Annotated in this window: 14 protein-coding genes; 8 read left to right on the top strand and 6 right to left on the bottom strand. The window is 72.0% G+C overall.

Annotation, left to right across the window (positions count from 1 at the left end; all coding sequences use genetic code 11):
- Window positions 1-82: 82 nt before the first annotated feature.
- From AB0I54_RS25540 to AB0I54_RS25530, 3 genes are all read left to right on the top strand, one after another.
- Window positions 83-2,404, top strand: coding sequence for a GH92 family glycosyl hydrolase (locus AB0I54_RS25540; RefSeq protein ID WP_363298472.1), 2,322 nt, complete (start codon window positions 83-85; stop codon window positions 2,402-2,404).
- A gap of 145 nt (window positions 2,405-2,549) precedes the next feature.
- Window positions 2,550-3,887, top strand: a complete 1,338-nt coding sequence (locus AB0I54_RS25535; RefSeq protein ID WP_363298471.1) for a wax ester/triacylglycerol synthase family O-acyltransferase — start codon at window positions 2,550-2,552, stop codon at window positions 3,885-3,887.
- A gap of 114 nt (window positions 3,888-4,001) precedes the next feature.
- Window positions 4,002-5,495, top strand: a complete 1,494-nt coding sequence (locus AB0I54_RS25530) for an SDR family NAD(P)-dependent oxidoreductase (protein WP_363298470.1) — start codon at window positions 4,002-4,004, stop codon at window positions 5,493-5,495.
- Between the two features lie 40 nt (window positions 5,496-5,535).
- Here AB0I54_RS25530 and AB0I54_RS25525 read toward each other — a convergent pair whose 3' ends face one another.
- Both AB0I54_RS25525 and AB0I54_RS25520 read right to left on the bottom strand, forming a co-directional pair.
- A complete protein-coding gene (locus AB0I54_RS25525; protein WP_363298469.1) occupies window positions 5,536-6,405 on the bottom strand; it encodes an SDR family oxidoreductase in 870 nt (289 codons plus the stop codon).
- A 25-nt stretch (window positions 6,406-6,430) separates the two neighbouring features.
- Window positions 6,431-6,835 (bottom strand): HD domain-containing protein, encoded by a 405-nt coding sequence (locus tag AB0I54_RS25520; protein WP_363298468.1) that lies wholly within the window; start codon window positions 6,833-6,835, stop codon window positions 6,431-6,433.
- 448 nt (window positions 6,836-7,283) lie between these two features.
- Between AB0I54_RS25520 and AB0I54_RS25515 the strand changes: the two genes are divergently transcribed.
- Window positions 7,284-7,457 carry a hypothetical protein gene (locus AB0I54_RS25515; protein WP_110633937.1) on the top strand — a complete coding sequence of 58 codons (174 nt, stop codon included), beginning with the start codon at window positions 7,284-7,286 and terminating at the stop codon, window positions 7,455-7,457.
- 55 nt (window positions 7,458-7,512) lie between these two features.
- Complete coding sequence (locus AB0I54_RS25510; protein ID WP_363298467.1) at window positions 7,513-7,998, top strand: GNAT family N-acetyltransferase; 486 nt, start codon at window positions 7,513-7,515, stop codon at window positions 7,996-7,998.
- Between the two features lie 19 nt (window positions 7,999-8,017).
- Here AB0I54_RS25510 and AB0I54_RS25505 read toward each other — a convergent pair whose 3' ends face one another.
- From AB0I54_RS25505 to AB0I54_RS25490, 4 genes are all read right to left on the bottom strand, one after another.
- A complete protein-coding gene (locus AB0I54_RS25505; protein ID WP_363298466.1) occupies window positions 8,018-9,361 on the bottom strand; it encodes an amidase family protein in 1,344 nt (447 codons plus the stop codon).
- Between the two features lie 129 nt (window positions 9,362-9,490).
- A complete protein-coding gene (locus AB0I54_RS25500) occupies window positions 9,491-14,221 on the bottom strand; it encodes a trypsin-like peptidase domain-containing protein (RefSeq protein WP_363298465.1) in 4,731 nt (1,576 codons plus the stop codon).
- 2 nt (window positions 14,222-14,223) lie between these two features.
- Entirely contained in the window at window positions 14,224-14,568 is a 345-nt protein-coding gene (locus AB0I54_RS25495; RefSeq protein WP_363298464.1) for a CU044_2847 family protein, read from the bottom strand.
- Entirely contained in the window at window positions 14,552-15,658 is a 1,107-nt protein-coding gene (locus AB0I54_RS25490; protein ID WP_363298463.1) for a LacI family DNA-binding transcriptional regulator, read from the bottom strand. Before AB0I54_RS25490 ends, AB0I54_RS25495 begins: the two co-directional genes overlap by 17 nt.
- Window positions 15,659-15,879: 221 nt before the next feature.
- On the opposite strand from AB0I54_RS25490, the gene AB0I54_RS25485 reads away from it, so the two are divergent.
- From AB0I54_RS25485 to AB0I54_RS25475, 3 genes are read left to right on the top strand one after another with little or no spacing between them, the layout of a single operon-like run.
- Window positions 15,880-17,172, top strand: a complete 1,293-nt coding sequence (locus AB0I54_RS25485) for an extracellular solute-binding protein (RefSeq protein WP_363298462.1) — start codon at window positions 15,880-15,882, stop codon at window positions 17,170-17,172.
- Window positions 17,173-17,178: 6 nt separating this feature from the next.
- Window positions 17,179-18,075, top strand: a complete 897-nt coding sequence (locus AB0I54_RS25480) for a sugar ABC transporter permease (RefSeq protein ID WP_363298461.1) — start codon at window positions 17,179-17,181, stop codon at window positions 18,073-18,075.
- Window positions 18,072-18,974, top strand: coding sequence for a carbohydrate ABC transporter permease (locus tag AB0I54_RS25475; protein ID WP_363298460.1), 903 nt, complete (start codon window positions 18,072-18,074; stop codon window positions 18,972-18,974). The genes AB0I54_RS25480 and AB0I54_RS25475 overlap by 4 nt, the downstream gene beginning before the upstream one ends.
- Window positions 18,975-19,002: the final 28 nt, after the last annotated feature.

The raw sequence follows: 19,002 nt of genomic DNA, 5'->3' as shown, positions 1-19,002 counted from the left end.
AATTAGCCCTGGATGCCCGGGTTTCGGATCTCCGACCCTCACGATGCAGACAGCGATGTCGAACCATCGGAGGTCATCCGACATGAGACGGACCCGGCACCCGCGGCTGTGCCTGGCCGGGGTGATGACAGCGTCCGCGCTGCTCGCCGCCCCTGCCGCAGGTGCCGCCGAGCCGACCGGCGATCACCTGACCGACCTGGTGAACCCTTTCATCGGGACCCAGAACGAGGGCAACACCTTCCCCGGCGCGGCCATGCCCTTCGGCATGGTGCAGCTCTCGCCGGACACCGGGCACAGCACCGGCTACGACTACTCCCAGAACCGCATCCGTGGCTTCTCCCTGGTCCACCTCTCGGGCGTCGGCTGCCGGATCGGCGGTGACCTGCCCGTCCTGCCGACCACCGGCGACGTCACACAGACGGACAACGCGAAGTACGCCGCCGCCTTCCGGCACGAGGACGAGACGGCGAGCCCCGGCTACTACCGGGTCGGCCTGGCGTCCGGCATCGGGGCCGAACTCACCGCGACCGCGCGCACGGGCGTCCAGCGCTTCTCCTTCCCCGCCACCGACAAGGCCAATGTCCTGCTGAACGCGGGCCAGTCGCTGCACAAGAAGGTCTCGGCCGAGGTGGAGGTGCTGGACGACCGCACGGTGCGCACCGCCGTCACCGGCCGCGGATTCTGCCGGGACACCCTGCCGTACACGGTCTACACGATCACCCGCTTCGACCGGCCCTTCACCGCGTACGGCACCTGGGACGGCAAGGCCGTCACGCCCGGCTCGCGGACCGGGAAGGACGGCGCCTACGTCCGCTTCGACGCGACCCGGGACCGTACCGTCACGGCGACCACCGCCCTGTCCTACGTCGACGCGAACGGAGCGGCGGTCAACCTCCGTGCGGAGGGCGGCCGTTCCTTCGACGCCGTACGCGACGCGGCCCGGCGGGCCTGGGAGGAGCGCCTCGGCACCGTCCGTGTCCAGGGCGGCGGGCAGACCCTGCGGCGCACCTTCTACTCGTCCCTGTACCGGTCCTTCCTGGCCCCGAACACCGGCAGCGACGCCGACGGCCGCTACCGGGGCTGGGACCTGCGCGTCCACCGCGCCCAGGGCTTCACCTACTACCAGAACTGGTCCCTGTGGGACACCTACCGCACCCAGTGCCAGCTCCTCGCCCTGCTCGCGCCCCAGGAGGCCCGCGACATGGCGCTGTCGGTGCTGAAGGTCGGCGAGGAGGGCGGATGGCTGCCCAAGTGGGGCTACGGCACGGTCGAGACGAACATCATGACCGGCGACCCGGTCACCCCCTTCCTGACCACCGCCTACCAGCAGGGCCTGCTGAAGGGGCATGAGGAACGGGCGTACCGGCTGCTGCGCCGCAACGCCGACGGTGTGCCGCCCGCCGGCCTGCCGATCGCGGGCCGCGAGGCGAACGCCGAGTACATCGCGAACGGCTTCGCGCCCTACGTCAAGGGCCGCCCGCAGACCAAGCTCGGCGACTCGGACTACCACCAGGGGGCCTCCGTCACCCTGGAGTACGCGCTGTCCGACGCCATGCTGGCGCAGATGGCGCGCGGCCTCGGCCATGTCGCGGACGCCGAGCGGTACGCGGCCCGCTCCCGCAACTACCGCAACGTCTTCGACCCCTCGACCGGCTTCTTCCGGGCCCGGGACGCCTCCGGAGCCTTCGCCGGACCGGACGACCCGGCCCTGAGCGTGGGCTTCCACGAGGGCACCGCCTGGCAGTACCAGTGGCTGGTGCCGCAGGACCTGCCGGGCATGATCGGACTGATCGGCGGCGAACGGGCGGCGAACGACCGGCTCGACGCGTTCTTCGCCTACGACCGGCTGCTGGCCGACCCCGAGCGCACCGCGCGCGAGGCGTGGGTGCACGGCAACGCGTACGCCTACTACAACGCGGCCACGTACAACCCGCAGAACGAGCCCGACCTCATCGCCCCGTACACCTATCTGTCGACCGGGCAGCCCTGGAAGACCACCGACGTGGTGCACGCGGCACTGACGCTCTTCACGGACTCGCCGACCGGCATGACCGGAAACGACGACCTGGGGACGATGTCCGCCTGGAACGTGCTGTCGTCGATCGGGCTCTTCCCGGTCCAGCCCGGATACGGCACCTGGGGTCTGTCCACGCCCGTCTTCGACCGGGTCGACCTCGCCCTGGACCGCCGCTACTGGCCCGGCGGCCGGCTGACCGTGACCGCGCCCGGCACCTCGGCCACCGACCGCTACGTCCAGTCGGCCCGCACGGACGGATCGCCCTACGGCCGGACCTATCTGACGACCGATGCGCTGCGCTCCCTGCGCCAACTCGCCTTCACCGTCGGCCCCGACCCGTCCGAGTGGGGTACGTCACGAGAGGCGGCGCCACCGGTGCTGAAGTGACCTCAGGCGGCTCTTGAGTCCCGCCCGTTTCACTGAGGGCGGGACTTAATCTGCTGTTAACTGAGCGTAGCCTGATCGTACTTGACCGTAATTGCTTGTGGGAGGTTGACTTCTTGTCCACCCACCGTCGACGCGAGGCAAGCCCTTGACTGCTGACCTGCTCGCTCCCCTCGACCTGGCGTTCTGGAACATCGAGTCCGACCGGCACCCGATGCATCTCGGCGCACTCGGTGTCTTCTCCGCGCACTCGCCCACGGCAGGTGCCCACGCGGCCGATCTGCTCGCCGCCCGTGCCGCGGCCGTGCCGGGACTGCGGATGCGCATCCGGGACGTCTGGCAGCCACCGGACCTGCGCCGGCCCCTGGCCTTCGGCGGCGCCACCCGCGAGCCCGACCCCGGCTTCGACCCGCTGAACCACGTCCGGCTGCACGCCCCGACCGCCGACTTCCACGCCGCCGCGGGCCGGCTCATGGAGCGCCCGCTGGAGCGCGGCCGGCCGCCGTGGGAGGCCCATGTCCTGCCCGGGGAGGACGGCGTCTCCTTCGCCGTGCTCTTCAAGTTCCACCACGCCCTCGCCGACGGCCTGCGCGCGCTCAAGCTCGCCGCCGGAGTGCTGGACCCGGTGGAGCTGCCGGCGCGCAGTCCCCGCCCGATCGAGCCGCCGCGCGGTGTGCTGCCCGATGTGCGCAGACTGCCCGGCCTGCTGCGCGGCGCGCTGTCCGACATGGGCCGGGCCCTCGACATCGGCGCCTCCGTCGCCCTGTCCACCCTCGGCATCCGCACCTCCTCCGCACTGACCGCCGAGCCCAGCGGCACCCGGCGCACCGCCGGAGTGGTCCTGGACCTCGACGATGTGCACCGGATCCGCAAGGCCGTCGGCGGGACCGTCAACGACGTGCTCATCGCCGTCGTCGCGGGCGCCCTGCGCCGCTGGCTCGACGAGCGCGGCGACGGCAGCGAGGGCGTCGCGCCCCGCGCCCTGATCCCTGTCTCCAGGCGCCGCCCGCGCACCGCGCACCCACAGGGCAACCGGCTCTCCGGCTATCTGATACGGCTTCCCGTCGACGACCCCGACCCCGTCAGCCGCCTCGGTACGGTCCGCACGGCGATGAACCGCAACAAGGACGCCGGCCCCAACCGGGGCGCGGGCGCCGTCGCCCTGCTCGCCGACCACGTGCCCGCGCTCGGCCACCGCCTCGGCGGCCCGCTGGTCGGCCAGGCGGCCCGGCTGTGGTTCGACATCCTGGTCACCAGCGTGCCCCTGCCCGGCCTCGGGCTGCGGCTCGGCGGCCACCCGCTGACGGAGGTCTACCCCTTCGCGCCGCTCGCCCCCGGCCAGTCCCTGGCCGTGGCGATCTCCACCTACCGCGGCCGGGTGCACTACGGGCTGGTCGCCGACGCACGGGCGGTGCCCGACCTCGACGTGCTCGCACGGGCGGTGACCGACGAACTGGAGTCACTGATCGCCGCCTGCGACCCCTGAGGGACCGGTCCGCGGACCGGGTTTGGCGGTTCGTCCCGGCGCTCCGTAAAATTCCCCGTTCGAAAGCGGGCGCGAGTCGGAGCGCCGCGCGGTGATCAGGGAAACGGCAGCGCGATGACGGTGACACAGGACGGCCCGATGGCCGAGGACGAGGCGGTCTACGGCCCCGGCATCGACCCCGAGCGCCTGGCCGTCTGCCTCAGTGTGCTCGACGAGCTCGACCAGCTGGACGTCGACCACCCCGACGCCATCGCGGTACGCAGGGCCACCGCCGGCATCTACCGCACGGTCAAGCAGCGCCGCCGCCAGGAGCGCCGGGCCGCCAAGACCGCCCACGACAAGACGGTCACCGAGGCCACCGCGACCGGCTCCGCCCAGCGCATCGACGACGAGACCGAGGGAATCCTGCCGTCGTCGATCACCGAGGAGGGCAGGATCGCGGGGATACTCCAGCGCCCGCGCTCCTGCTACACCTGCAAGACCCGGTTCGTCGAGGTCGATTACTTCTACCACCAGCTCTGTCCGGACTGCGCCCGGACGAACCGGGCCAAGCGCGACGCCCGCGCCGACCTCACCGGCAAGCGCGCGCTGCTCACCGGCGGCCGCGCCAAGATCGGCATGTACATCGCGCTGCGGCTGCTGCGCGACGGCGCCCACACCACGATCACGACCCGATTCCCCAAGGACGCCATCCGCCGCTTCAAGGCCATGGACGACTCGGCGGACTGGATGCACCGGCTGGAGGTCGTCGGGATCGACCTGCGCGACCCGGCGCAGGCCGTGGCCCTCGCCGAGCAGGTCGCCGAGGCGGGTCCGCTCGACATCCTGATCAACAACGCCACGCAGACCGTGCGCCGCCTGCCCTCCGCGTACGCGGCCCTGGTCGAGGGCGAGAGCGCCCCGCTGCCCGCCGGGGAGCTGCCCGCCCACCACGTCATCGGCGCCTTCGGCTCCGGCGCCGTCGACGGCATCGCCGCACTGCCGCTGGGCACCGGCGGCCTGGACGCGCAGAAGGTCGCCGATCTCGCGCTCGTCGCGGGCAACGCCAGCGTCGCCCGGCACCTCGACGGCACCGCCATCGACGCGGGCGGCCTCGTCCCCGACGTCGTCGAGAGCAACACCTGGGTGCAGACCATCGACCAGATCTCGCCGGTCGAGCTGCTGGAGACCCAGCTGTGCAACTACACGTCTCCGTTCATCCTGATCAGCGCCCTGCGCCCGGCGATGGCGGACGCCGCTAAGAAGGCCGCCAGCGGCCGCGCCTACGTCGTCAACGTCTCGGCGATGGAGGGCGTCTTCGGCCGCGGCTACAAGGGTGCCGGGCACCCGAACACCAACGCCGCCAAGGCGGCCATGAACATGGTCACGCGGACCAGCGCCCAGGAGATGTTCCAGACCGACGGCATCCTCATGACGTCCGTCGACACCGGCTGGATCACCGACGAGCGTCCGCACTACGACAAGCTGCGCCTGGCCGAGGCCGGCTTCCACGCCCCGCTCGACCTGGTCGACGGCGCGGCCCGCGTCTACGACCCGATCGTGCGCGGCGAGCAGGGCGACGACCTGTACGGCGTGTTCATGAAGGACTACGCGCCGGGCAAGTGGTGACACCCGCTCCCGGGCGGTGATCCGGTGGCCGCTGTGCGGGTCACGCCGACGTTCCACCAGGCGGGCCCGCGCCGGGTCCGCCGCCCTTCAGGGGTGCCCGCGCGGCCGACTCGATCTCGGGCCCCCGCCGCAGCCGCTCGTGCACCGCGTACGGCCCGGAGCCGGACGCGGCCCGCACCCGGGTCCCGCCGTCCACCAGCAGATCGGCGCCGGTGACCCAGGCGGCCGCGTCCGAGACCAGCCACAGCACCGCCCGCGCGACGTCCTCGGGCTCCCCGATCCGCCCGAGCGGCAGCCCCGCGGCGATCTCCTCCTCGCCCGCCTCCCACACGAACCGGGCCATGTCCGTGCGGACGAGGCCGGGAGAGACGGAGTTGACCCGCACCCGGGGCGCGAGCTCGCCCGCCAGTTGCCGGGTGAGATGGACCAGGGCGGCCTTGCTGGTGCCGTAAGCCCCCACATGCGGCCCCACGTGCCCCGCGCCCTCCGTGCAGATGTTGACCACCGCGCCGCCGTGCTCGCGCATCCACCCCCGCCACGCGCACTGCACCAGCCGCAGCGGTGCCTCGACATTCACCGTGAACGCCTCCCGCCACGCCTCGGGGTCGACGTCCATGAGCGGCCCGTACGGCTGGTTGGTCGCCGCGTTGTTGATCAGCACGTCGAGCCGGCCGAACTCCCGCAGGGCCAGCTCCGTCAGCCGCCGCGGCTGCTCCGGGTCGGCCACGTTCCCGGCCAGCCCGATGCCGCCCAGCTCGGCCGCCGTACGCCGCACCTCGTCCGCGTCCCGTGCGCTCACGCACACCAGCGCCCCGGCGGCGGCGAGTGCCCCGGCCACGGCGCGCCCGATCCCGCGCGTGCCGCCGGTGACGACGGCCGCCCTGCCCTTGAGCCCGTACGACGACGTCATCGCCGTACCGTCTCATGACGGACCGTCAGTCGACAGCCCCCAGCGGCGAGTTCCGGGCCGACACCAGTTCCAGCACGGTGCGCCAGTCCTCCAGGACCCCGGCGTCGAATCCGGCGGTCCGGCTCTCCTCGTCCGCCTGGCGCAGCCGCTGCAGATCGTCGTCGGCGGGGCCGAGGGGTCCGCGGTGGTGGCGTACGAGGTGGGAGACGCGCTCGCCGAGCAGGGGACGTACCGCGTCGGCCGCGCGGTCCGCCTGACCGCTCTCGTCGCCCGGGCCCAGCAGCCGGCCGATGCCGTGCACCAGTCCGGCCACCTGGAGCTCCTTGTCGGCGGGACGGCTGCGGCGCAGCAGGGCGGCGGTCCGCAGCGCGTGCTGGTGCCGGCAGGCATACAACAGGTCCATCAGCTCCTCGACGCTGCGCAGCTCCATGCGTCAGTCCTCCCGCGAGACAGCCGTTGCGGTACCTCAGCAGATCATGGCGAGCTTGCGGCGCGGCCAACGGCAACTGAACTGCACGACGTGGTCGCTCATGTACGCCAAGTGGGTGATCCGAACCAAGCAATATGTAATGAATAGTCCCAGAATGGTGCTGATGGAGTACCGAGCGACTCGAGATAGTTACACCTTGTTTGCACTCCCGATCGAGCGGACCCCCGCTCATTTGGTTACTCTGTACTCCGACGGACAGCAGTACGGGGTCCCACCCACACCCACGGTCCGTCCCGGGACGAGCCGGTTCACCACGGCCTGCCCTTGCGAGTAACCGGCGCCACCGCGTCCGAACTGGCCTTCAATCCAGACCCGAGCGGGCGTCAGGCACCGGATCGCAGACTGACCGGTACGCCCCGAGGGTGACCCGACACATAAGGAGTGCGCGGTGACACCGGAGAAGACGAATCGCGATCAGCGCCCCAAGGAACGCACGGAGCGCGCGGGCCGCAGGCCCGGAGAGCTCGGCAGCCTCGACGTGTGGGCCCGCTCCGCCCCGATCCGCCTCGCGGGCTACGAGGACGACCTCGCCGAACCCCACATCCTGCCGAGCGTGGACTGATCCACCGGTCGGCCGCATCGCGTTCGCCCGGCATGGGCGTGCGAGACTCACGCCCATGCTGATCAGAGAAGCCGTGGCCGACGACTGGCCACGGATCTGGCCCTTCTGGCACCGGATCGTCGCCGCCGCCGAGACGTACGCCTGGGACCCGGACACCTCGGAGGAAGCGGCCCGGTCCCTGTGGATGGGACCGGGCAAGCGGGTGTACGTCGCCGAGGACGACACCGGCGCCGTGGTGGGCTCCGCGTATCTCACCCCGAACTACGGCGGCCCCGCCGCGCGCGTCGCCAACGCCGGGTTCATGGTCGACCCGGACCGGGCCGGCCGCGGCGTCGGCCGCGCCCTCGCCGAGCACCTGCTGGCCGAGGCCGGGACGCAGGGCTATCGCGCGATGGTCTTCAACGCCGTCGTGGAGACCAATCCCGCCGTGAAACTCTGGACCTCCCTCGGCTTCACGATCCTGGGCACGGTGCCGGAGGCGTTCGACCACCCCCGGCACGGCCGGGTGGGGCTGCACATCATGTACAAGGCCCTGGGCTGACGGGCGCGGGACGCGTGCGCTAGTCGAGAGGCGCCGTGCGCTGCCACGGGTGCAGCTTCTCCAACTGCTCGGCCAGCTCCAGCAGGGTCGCCTCGGTGCCCGGCCTGCCCACCAGTTGCACGGCGCAGGGTGCGCCCGAGGGCAGCGTGCCGAACGGCACGGACATCGCGGGCCAGCCCGTGAGGTTCCACGGTGGCGTCAGCGGCGAGTAGTTGGTGTTGGCCAGGACGTTGGGCAGCCAGCCCCGCTCGTGCCAGGCCACCGACCGGGGGGAGCGGCGGGCCAGGGCCGGGGTCAGCAGGACGTCGTGCTCGGTGAAGAAGGGGGTCAGCCGGCTCCGGAGGCGTTCGCGCCGCTCGCCGGTGCGCACGCCCCGCACGAAGCGGCGGCCGACGGCCGCGTGCACCCGGGTCCGCCGGGCCAGCCGCGCCGGGTCGAGGCCCTCGGCGTCCACCGCCGTGCCCGCCGTCCAGTGCTGGAGCGCGGTGACGCCGAGCGAGAGGGGGTACGGCGGATTCGCCCGCCGCACCTGGTGACCGGCCCCGGCCAGCACACCGGCCGCCTCGCGGACCGCGGTCGTGTACGGCTTGGTGACCGTGACACCGGCGAGGGGGCTGCGCAGCGAGACCGCGATCGTGCGGGTCGCGGGCTCCTCATGCCGTACGAACTCCTCCTGGGCCAGCACCGAGAGCACCAGGCGCAGATCCTCGACGGTGGTCGCCAGCGGTCCGTTCTCCGACATGCCGAACCAGTCGCCGTTGCCGATCCCGGCCGGCACCACCCCGTGGCCCGGCTTCAGCGTGACGAGGCCGCAGTTGGCCGCCGGTATGCGCAGCGAACCCATGCCGTCGTTGCCGAGGGCGACCGGGACCATCCCGGCGGCCACCGCTGCCGCGCTGCCGCCCGAGGAACCGCCCGCCGTGCGCGAGGTGTCCCACGGATTGCGGGAGGTGCCGAGCACGCCCTCCGTGGTGCCGAAGATGCACAGCTCGGGCACATTGGTCAGGCCCACGACCAGCGCGCCCGCCGCCCGTAGCCGGGCCACGGTGACATGGTCGTCGTCGGCCGGCGTGTCCGGGGTCGCCACCGAGCCGACGAGGGTGGCCTCGCCGCGCACGGCCAGATTGTCCTTGACCGCCACGGGCACGCCCGCCAGGGGGAGTTCGGCCAGATCGGAGCGGTTCGCCAGCTCGTCGGCGGCCGCGAGCGCCGAGTCGGCCAGCACCTTGCGGAACGCGCCGATGCGGCCGTCGAGGCGCTCGATCCGCGCCAGGTGTTCCGCCACCACCTCCCGGGGAGTGGCCCGCTTCTCGCGTACGGCGGCGGCGATCTCGGCGGCGGTCCGACCGATCCAGCTGGTCACGGGCGCTCCTAGGGAAGGTGCGGGGTGGTGCGCGGGCGCGTACCGGTCGGTACGTAGGGAGAACTGTGCACGGTCGCGCGCGGCGCGTCGAGAGGTCGTCGGGGCCCGGGGTGTCTGTCGAGCCGCCGGTCATCCCCTTCGCTCGACGTACGCCCGCAGGTCGGCGGGCAGCAGGTCCGCGATGCGCGACCGTTCCTCCGGGGTCGCTTCCGGGGCGGGCGCCAGCCGCAGCAGCCCGAGGTGCGCGTCGGCGGGCTCGTGGGCCGCGATCAGCTTCTCGGCCGCCTCGATCCGCACGGTGACGGGCACGTCCTGGTCGGCGAGCACCGAACGCAGGGCTTCCCGCGCCCGGTTGCGTGCCGAACGCCACCTCATGAGGCCGTCCGCCGCCAGGACACGGTGGCGGGCGGGTGCGTGTCCGTCCTCCACGACCCGGCGGTAGGCGGCCTCCGCCTCGCACCCGACGTCCAGCTTCACCCAGGCGGCAGCCACGCCGAGATGGGCCTCGGGGTCCGCCGTGCCGGGACCGGAGAGCGACCGCAGGACGACACGGCCCTCCTCGCCCAGGTCCTCGACGAGCAGAGCGGCGGCCCGCGCGCGGACGTCGACCGGACAGGCCGTGTCCGCGGCCAGGGCGCGGACGACGGGAATGCGGTTGAGGGCGCCGCTCGCGGGGAGGTGCTCGCAGAGGGCGACCCGGAGTTCCGGTGGCGTGGTGCCCTCGGTGGCGAGGGCGTGGCAGGACTCGTCGAGGCTCGCGCCGAGGGTCGTCACCGCCGCGATCCGCTCGGCGAGGGGCGCCGTGGAGTCCCGCACCCATGAGATGAGCTGCTCCCGTACCCGCTCCGAGGTGCCCTCGTCGTGCACCAGCAGCCACAGATGGCCCAGCCGGGTGACCGCTTCCGGGCGCCGCCGTTCGACGGACTCGGTCCAGTACGCCGCGGCCGCACGGGGATCGACGCCGGCCAGCGCGCCCACCGGGACGATCACAGCCTCCTCGCCCTGGGCGAACGCGAGGGTCTGCCACACCGCCGGGTCGTACGCGGAGGTTCCGATTCCGCCCAGGTTCAGCTGGAGGCTCAGCACGTGCAGGGGGTCCGGGCCGACCCCGGCCATGAGGTCCTTCCAGCGCGGGTACGGAACCAGCCCGAGCAGAGCGCCGGCAGCCCGGGCGCGTGCCCACGGCTCGGCCGCGGGATCCTCCGCGATCCGGGTCAGGGTGTCCCGGAGGCGGGGGACGACGACGGCGACCTGCAGCAGGGACTCGGCCTCGATGTCCAGGAGGGATTCCGCGGGCACCGTCACGTCGTCGATCAACGCGTCCAGGCGCCTGCGCAGCGTCACGTCCGGGGTCATGGCATCGGCCAGGGCGAGCAGCCGCCACAGGTGCTCGTCGGGCAGCCCTGCCTCGTCGAGGACGCGGTTCAGGGTCTCGGCGGCGGCTCGCAGGTCGACGTCGGCCAGGTGGTCCAGGGCCCTGATGCGGTCGAGCATGCCGACGCCGGTGTCCTCGGCGATGCGGCGCAGCACAGCCGAGGCGGCGCCCCGGTCACCGGTCTTGAGGAGTTGGGCTGCCGCGTCGCGGCGCACCCGTCCCGGCACGGCGTCGTCCGCCGCGATGCCGTGGAGCAGACCGGCGGTGACGGCAGGGTCGACGTCCTCCAGGGCCTCCACCGCTTCGAGCCGGTCCGCCGCCGCGACACCGGCGTCCTCGGCCATGCGCAGCAGGTGCGTCCGCAGCAGGTCCGAGGCGCCCAGGCCGATGAGCGAGGAGACGTGTTCGAGACGGTCGGTGACCGTGTTGCGCGGATCCTCGAAGGCGTCGACCAGGATCTGCCGGGGTCCGGCCGACTCCCCGAGTTCACGCAGGAGTTCGGAGACCCGCGGAAGGTGCCAGCGGTCGACCGAGAGGGCGCCGAGGCATTCGGCGGCGACGGCCGGCCGGTCGAGCCGGATCAGCCGCCCGACGGCCCGGAGCCGGGTGTACTGGCTCAGCCGGTCGTCGCGTGCCACGCGCTCGACGAGGGCCGCGTCGTCGATGCTGTCCACCGCAATGGCGATCGCGTCCTCGGACGCCCCCGGGCTCTGCACGACCTGTGTGCACAGCAGACGCATCGTCTCCTGGTCCGGGTGCCCCCGCTGTCCGGGGAAGTACTGGGTGGCCCGGTGCCGCAGATACAGCGGAACGGCGGGGTCCGCGCACAGTTCCGCCAGGAGGTCCGGCCGGGCGCGCACCAGCAGAACACCGCTCAGATAGTCGATGATGTGCGGGTCCTCGGCCTGCAGGGGATGCCCGGCCAGGGCGTCGGTGAGCGCCGCGCACGTCTGCGGCGGCAGGTCGTCGGGGAGCAGCCGCAGCAGGTTCTCGACGCACGTCCGGGGGAAGTCCGCGGTGCGCAGGAGCAGGGCGAGCGCGTCGGTTCCCGCGGCCTCGTCCAGTGCGAGGAGCGCGACGGCGGCCTCCTGCCGGGTTTCCGGCACATGGTCGCGATCCCCGGCCAGAGCCGTCAGACGTCGGCACGCGGCCTCGGGATCGCCCGCCCGCGCGAGGTGGGTGGCCGCCACGACCCGCAGGTCGGCCGGAAGATCCGGGTCGTCGGCGAGTCCGGCGGCGAGGGCCGCGGCCTGTTCCGCGTCGCGCCGCACGTAGTGCCTCAGCGCCCCGGAGCGCGCCCAGTGCGGGACGGTGGGATCGCCGATGACGTCGACCAGGCCCTGAGGGTCGAGCACCGCGTACAACCGGTCCAGCACCGTGTCCACGTCGAGGTCGCCCACGGTGACGTCGCCGTCGTACAGCTTGAGCACGGCCCGGGTGAACCGCACCGTGAGCCGCTCGTCCGTGACGAGTTCGTCGCTGAGGATCGTGGCGCACAGCAACAGGTCGCGCCAGCCGCCCCCGTCCACCACCGCGCGCAGGAACTCGGCGATCGGCATACCCTGTTCGTGCCAGCGGGCGGCCATGAACAGGGCCTGGTTGGGACGTTCGGCCGCGATCGCCTCGCGCACCGTGCGCAGGGCTTCCGGATCCTTCGGATCGAGGCGGTCGGCCAGGGCATGGCCGGCCAGATACTCCTGGACGGTGTGGTGAAGGAAGTAGAGGTCCTCGCCGCGCTGTCGCACCAGACCGGTGAACGTCAGCGCGCGCAGCACGGTCTCCCGCGTCGCCGCATGGGGCGGGTCGTGGTCGGCGAGCACTTCGAGGACCTGGTCGAGCAGCGAGCGGGTGTCCCCGCGCTGCCTCAGCTCCGCCACCGGATGCAGGGCGTCGTACACCCGCTCCAGCAGCAGGGGTGTGATGCCGTGGACGGCCGGGTCGCTCCGTACGAGCCGCTGGGCTCCCTTCTCCCGGAGGATGCCGATGAACCGCGCGTAGAGCCCGGCGGGGTTGCGCGGCAGGTCCCGCACGGCGGCGACCGCACAGATCATCGTCAGGTACAGCGGATTGCGCGCCACCTCGGCGAGCCGTCCGCGGCGCAGATCGCCGGCCAGCGCGAACGCCCGCCGCCCCGCGTCCTCGACGTCGAGCGCCTCGAACCACGCGTGGGCGAGCTGCTCGATCTCGTCGTCGTCGAATTCGAGCAGGGCGTACCGCTCCAGCTCGTCCAGCCGGTTCAGCTCCGCCGTCACCAGCGACCGGCTGGCCACCACGAAGCGCAGATACGGCTCACGCGCCCACCGCTGGATCAACCGGATGACCCTGCCGCGGTCCCCGGGGTCCAGCACTTCGTCGAGCCCGTCGACGCAGACGAGCCAGTCCACCGTCGGCATCGGCCCGTTCTCGAAGAGCTCCGGTGCCGGCGAGCGGCGCAGACCCGGCAGATCCCGCGCCAGCGCGTCGGCCAGCGCCTCGGGCAGTGGGCGGTCCAGCAACTGGTCGGCGGCGACCAGCACCGGGACGTACGGGGGTGCCGCGGCGGGGTCCCCGAGCCATGCGGAGGCGGCGGCGAAGACCAGACGGCGCAGCAGGCTCGACTTGCCGCTGCCCGCGCCTCCGGTGAAGAGCACATGGCGGTGCTCGGCGAGCACACGCCCGGCGGCGGACCTGTTCCGGCCGGCCGGGCGGTGGCCCGGGCTCTCCTCGGCCCGGTCCTCGGTGTGCGAGGCCTCCTGGCGGACGTAGACCGTGGACAGCGGGACGCCGCCGGAATCGGTGAGCAGGGCGGCGTAGGGATGCTCGTCGGCGGCCTCCCGCGCCGCCTCCAGGTAGTCACGCAACAGCGCGCCCGGATATCTGAACCCGCCCGCGCGCAGCTGTTCGTCCGTGAGTGTCCCCAGCCAGGCGACCGGCGCCTGCGGAACCGGGCAGCGGGCCACGACCTCGGAGATCGGGACCAGGTGCGCGCTGCCCGCCTTGTTGGAGCGCGCCAGCATCCCGCACACCGCGCCCGTGCGCTCGTTGACGACCGGGCTGCCGCTGAAGCCCTCGCCGACCGGTGTGCCGTAGCCGCGGGGCATCGGCATCGCGCCGTCGAAGGCGAGCCGGGAGTCGCCCTGGTACTCCAGGCCGGCCCACTGGCCCGCGCGGTAGTCGCCCCTGGGATGGCCAAAGGCCCACATGCGGTCGCCGAACTCGACGTACGGGGAGGTCAGGGCGCACGGCGCCGAGGACACCTGCGGAGTGAAGCGCAGGAACGCGATGTCCAGGCCGTTCACCGCCCGGTACCGTTCGTCGTCCGACACCGTGAGCGTCAGTTCGACGCCCGCGCCGATACGCCCGCGCACACCGCCCGGCCCCGCCACCACATGGGCGCATGTCACCACGACGCCCGGGGCGATCACGAAGCCGGTTCCGCCGGAGCCCGCCTCCGGCAGGTCCAGCGCGACCGTCGCCGCCTCCAGCAACTCCCTCCAGCCGGCCACCCCTACGCTCCCGGAGCCTCCGGCGCGCTCCACTCCAGGGTCACCTTCCAGGTGGACCTGGACGACGCCTTGCCCACCACCGCCAGGAACTGTCCGGTGTCGAAGGAGACGTCGCAGCCGAACTCGACCGTGGCCTTCGACGCCCCCGTCTGCTGGAGCCGCGTGCCCATGGCACGGGCGACCGCCGTCAGGCCGTCGAGCACCGGTTCGAGACGGGGGCGGCGCCAGCCGATCTCCTGTTCCTCACCCAGGTCGAGCCCCGGCTGCCGTCCGCCGGGAGCGACCGACATCAGCACCGTCTGGCCGTCGATCTCGACCGGGACCATCGTCTCAGCGCCCTCGTCCAATCCCATGTTCCTTCCCCCGTGGCCGACTTCGGACGGACGGCTCATCGTAGCGAGCGGCGGCCGCGGTGCTGCCCCGGACCGTCAGGCGCGGCACCGGTACCCGCACCGCGCGCGCCGCGCCCCCGTCCAGCAGCGCGGTCAGCTCGCGTGCCGCCGTACGCCCGAACTCCCCGCTGTCCCGGGACAGCGCCGACAGCCACGGCTTGACCATGCGGCACAGCGCCGAGTCCTCCCAGGACACCACGGACACGTCCGCGGGCACGGAGAAGCCGAGTTCGGCGGCGGCGGCGACACCGGCGACGGCCATCACGTCGTTGTCGTAGATGAGGGCGGTCGGGGGAGGGGAGCCGCGCAGCACCCGGCGGGTGACGGCCGCGCCCTCGGCGTCCGAGTAGTCGGTGGTCACCGACGTCACCCCGGTCAGGCCGCGCCGCTCGGCCTCGGCGCGCAGGGTGCGGATACGGCGCTGGGTGTGCGCGAGCCCGGGCAGTCCGGCGATGTGGACGATCCGGCGATGGCCGAGGGCGGTCAACTCGTCGACGACCGAGGCCATCGCGCCCGCGTCGTCCGCCCACACCGTCGACAGCCCGGGGTGCCGCTCGTCGGGCGCGCCGCCGATCACCACGGCGGGCAGACCGAGTTCGTCCAGCAGGTCGGGGCGCGGGTCGTCCACGCGCGGGTCCACGACGAGCACTCCGTCCACCCGGTGCTCGGCCCACCAGCGCCGGTACACCGCGCACTCGTCAAAGACGTCCTCCACCACCTGGAACAGCAGCCCGAGATGACGCTCCGCCAGCACCTCCTGGATCCCGGAGAGAAGCTGCAGGAAGAAGGAGTCCACGCCGAGCGTGTGGGCGGGACGGGCCAGGACGAAGCCGACCGTGGCCGCGCCCTCCCCGGACAGGGCGCGGGCCGCAGTGCTGGGCCGCCAGCCCAGCTGCTCGGCGACCCGGCGCACCCGGTCGCGGGTGACCTCGGAGACGCCCGGACGGCCGTTGAGCGCGAAGGACACCGCGCTCTCGGAGACACCGGCGCGCTGCGCGATGTCCTTCATCGTCGGCCGGCGGGCGGGGGAACGCTTGGCTGTCACGTTGCTCCCATTTCTGCGCGGATTACAGCTAATGCGCTTGAGTGGAAGAACCCTAAAGCGCATTAGCGATCCATCGCAAGTTTTCAGCCACACCCGCATTGAACTGCACTAATGTCAGGAGAATTTCTTTAGCTGCGGCCAATCCATTGACTTCTCCCGAACGCCGCGGGCATGGTCGCTGGCGTCCCAGCCGCCGACGCCGCCAAGGGAGCCGTGTCACCGTGCCCACATCCCGCAGAGCCTTCGCCGCTGCCGCCGTCGCCGCCCTCGTCCTGCCGCTGAGTGCCTGCGGCTCCGGCGACGACGGCGGCGGATCGACCGACGCCTCCGGCAAGGTCGAGGGCGACATCACCTTCCAGACCTGGAATCTGCGCGCCAACTTCAAGTCCTACTTCGAGGGCGTGATCGCCGACTTCGAGAAGAAGTACCCCGGGACCCACGTCAAGTGGATCGACCAGCCCGCCGAGGGATACGCCGACAAGATAAGCGCCGACGCCGCCGGCGGCACCCTGCCCGACGTCGTCAACGTCTCACCCGACCTCGTCGCCCCGCTCGCGATGGCGGGCCTCGCGCTCGACCTCGACAAGGCCGCCGCCAAGTACAAGTCCGAGTACCTGGACGGGGCGTGGGCGAGCCACCGGATACCGGGGACGAGCGGGACGTACGCCTTCCCCTGGTATCTGAACACCGGCCCGCTGTTCTACAACAAGTCCCTGTTCGAGAAGGCCGGGCTCGACCCGGAACAGCCCCCGAGGACCTACGACGAACTCTTCGCCGACGCCCTGAAGCTGGCCGGGCAGAGCGACGGCAAGGTCGCCACCCTCGCCAACGTGCCCACGATCGAGGACTTCGGCCGCTACGGCGGCCGGCTCATGAACCAGCAGGGCACCGGCTTCGCCTTCAACGACACGAAGGGCGTCGAACTCCTCACCAAGTACAAGGAGTTGTACGACGCCAAGGCGCTCGACCCGCAGGCCCTGACCGCGACCCCGGAGTCCTCCGGCAAGAAGTTCCTCACCGAGGCCGTCGCCATGAACCCCGGCAGCGCCCTCGACCTCGGCAACTTCAAGAAGCAGGCGCCGAACCTGTACCGGAACATCGGCATCACCGACCAGATCACCAGCACCGGTCACGTCAACATGTATGTGATGGGCGTGATGGTCAACTCCCGCACCAAGCACACGCCCGCCGCGGTCGCCTTCGCGCACTATGTGACCGACGCGCGGAACCAGATGTCCTTCGCCAAGAAGGTCGCCATCTTCCCGAGCACCGCCGGCTCCCTCGACGACCCGTACTTCACCAAGGAGGACGGGACCGACGAGACGAAGGTGCGGATCGCCGCCGCCAAGTCCCTGAAAAACGCCGTCAATTACACACCGGTGCTGTTCAGCGAGCAGATGAAGACCGCGCTGCGCAACGAGGTCGCCAAGGCGCTCCAGGGCAAGGAGAGCCCCAAGACGGCTCTTGACAACGCTGTCAAGGCCTGCGACCGGCTCCTTCAGCAGCAGGGCTGAGCGGAGATGGCGGATCTCACGGTACGGTCCCGGGTGCGGCGCCAACTGCCCACCAGCCCCTGGCTCTTCGCGGCCCCGGGGCTCCTCGTCACCGGCGCCTTCGTGCTCTACCCCTTCCTCTCCACCCTGTACAACTCCCTCACCGACCGGCGCACCCTGATCCCGGGCCGCTTCGTGGGCCTCGCCAACTTCCGTGAGCTGCTCCACGACGACATGTTCTGGACCGGGCTGCGCAACAGCACGCTCTACGTCCTCGGCGTCGTACCGGCGCTGGTCGTCCTGCCGCTGCTGCTCGCCCTGCTGGTGCAGAAGAACATCCCCGGCATCACCTTCTTCCGGTCCGCCTTCTACACCCCGGTCGTCGCGTCGATCGTCGTGGTCGGGCTCATCTGGGTGTGGCTGCTGGACGAACGCGGGCTGGTCAACTCCCTCCTGGAGACGGTCGGGATCGGCCGGGTCGGCTTCCTCAGCGACCAGTGGCTGCTCCTGCTGAGCGCCATGGCCGTCACGGTCTGGAAGGGCCTCGGCTACTACATGATCATCTATCTGGCCGCGCTGGCGAACGTCCCCCGCGAACTGCACGAGGCCGCGGCGGTGGACGGCGCGGGCCCGGTGCGCCGCTTCCTCGCGGTCACCGTGCCCGCCGTGCGCTCCACCATGGTCCTGGTCGCCGCGCTCTCCTCGGTCGCCGCCTTCAAGGTGTTCTCCGAGGTCTATCTGATGGCGGGCCCGAGCGGCGGCCCGGCCGGCGAGGACACCACCCTCGTGATGCTCGTCCAGCGCACCGGCACCGGCCTGACCGGCCGCGTCGGCTACGCGTCCGCCCTGTCGGTCGTCGTCTTCGCCGTGACCGTCGTACTGATGCTGCTGGTCCTGCGCGCCGACCGGAGGGACGAGACATGAGCGTCATGGAGAGGGTACGACCCCCGCGGGCGCCCGCCGCCCGGGAGACCCGGGTCAGGGACGAGCACGGACGCCGCATCCGGGTGGGGGAACTGGTGCTGCGCTACACGCTGTTGCTCATCGTGCTGGCGCTCACCGTCGGACCGTTCCTGTGGCAGCTGTCCACCTCGCTCAAGGGCCCCACCGAGGACATCTTCGGCTCCCCGCCCACGTTCCTGCCCCGCCATCCCACCCTGCACAACTACGCGCGGGTCGCCGACACCATCCCCGTCTGGGACTACGCCCTCAACTCACTGAAGGTCGCCGGCGCCAACGTCGTGACCAACTGCGTCGGTTCGGCGCTCGCCGGGTACGCCCTGGCCCGGCTGCGCTACCGAGGCCGCGGGGTCGCCACCCTCGCCTTCGTCCTGGCGATGCTCGTGCCCGTCGAGGGCATCGTCATCGCCCAGTTCACCACCATGCGCGAACTCGGCCTCAACAACACCCTCATCGGCGTCGTCCTGCCCGGCTCCATCGGCGCCGTGAACGTCCTGCTGATGCGCAACGCCTTCCGCAACCTGCCGTACGAGATCGAGGAGGCCGCCTTCGTCGACGGCGCGAGCGCCTGGCAGCGGTTCCTGCGGATCGCCCTGCCCTCGGTGAAGGGGACCCTCGCCGTCGTCGCGATCTTCGCCTTCATGGGCGCCTGGGACGACTTCCTGTGGCCGCTCATCGTGCTCAGCGACCCGTCCAGGTTCACCCTCACCATCGGACTCAACTATCTGCACGGCACCTTCGCCAACGACGAACGGCTCGTCGCCGCCGGCACGGTCATCGCCGTGGCACCGCTCATCGCCCTCTTCGCCTGTCTCCAGCGGTACTTCTTCCGCGGGGTCGGCGAGGGCGCCGTCAAGGGCTGAACCCCGTTTCCCCGCTCGCAAGGACACC

This window comes from Streptomyces sp. NPDC050625 (assembly GCF_040654755.1).
Taxonomy (GTDB): Bacteria; Actinomycetota; Actinomycetes; order Streptomycetales; family Streptomycetaceae; genus Streptomyces.
This window is presented reverse-complemented; position numbering and strand designations above follow the sequence as displayed.

What these genes read in the sequence shown, in the direction of transcription:
- AB0I54_RS25540 (WP_363298472.1), top strand. Translation starts at nt 83, where the DNA reads ATGAGACGGACCCGGCACCCGCGGCTGTGCCTGGCCGGGGTGATGACA.
- AB0I54_RS25530 (WP_363298470.1), top strand. Translation starts at nt 4,002, where the DNA reads ATGACGGTGACACAGGACGGCCCGATGGCCGAGGACGAGGCGGTCTAC.
- AB0I54_RS25525 (WP_363298469.1), bottom strand. Translation starts at nt 6,405, where the DNA reads ATGACGTCGTCGTACGGGCTCAAGGGCAGGGCGGCCGTCGTCACCGGC.
- AB0I54_RS25520 (WP_363298468.1), bottom strand. Translation starts at nt 6,835, where the DNA reads ATGGAGCTGCGCAGCGTCGAGGAGCTGATGGACCTGTTGTATGCCTGC.
- AB0I54_RS25510 (WP_363298467.1), top strand. Translation starts at nt 7,513, where the DNA reads ATGCTGATCAGAGAAGCCGTGGCCGACGACTGGCCACGGATCTGGCCC.
- AB0I54_RS25480 (WP_363298461.1), top strand. Translation starts at nt 17,179, where the DNA reads ATGGCGGATCTCACGGTACGGTCCCGGGTGCGGCGCCAACTGCCCACC.
- AB0I54_RS25475 (WP_363298460.1), top strand. Translation starts at nt 18,072, where the DNA reads ATGAGCGTCATGGAGAGGGTACGACCCCCGCGGGCGCCCGCCGCCCGG.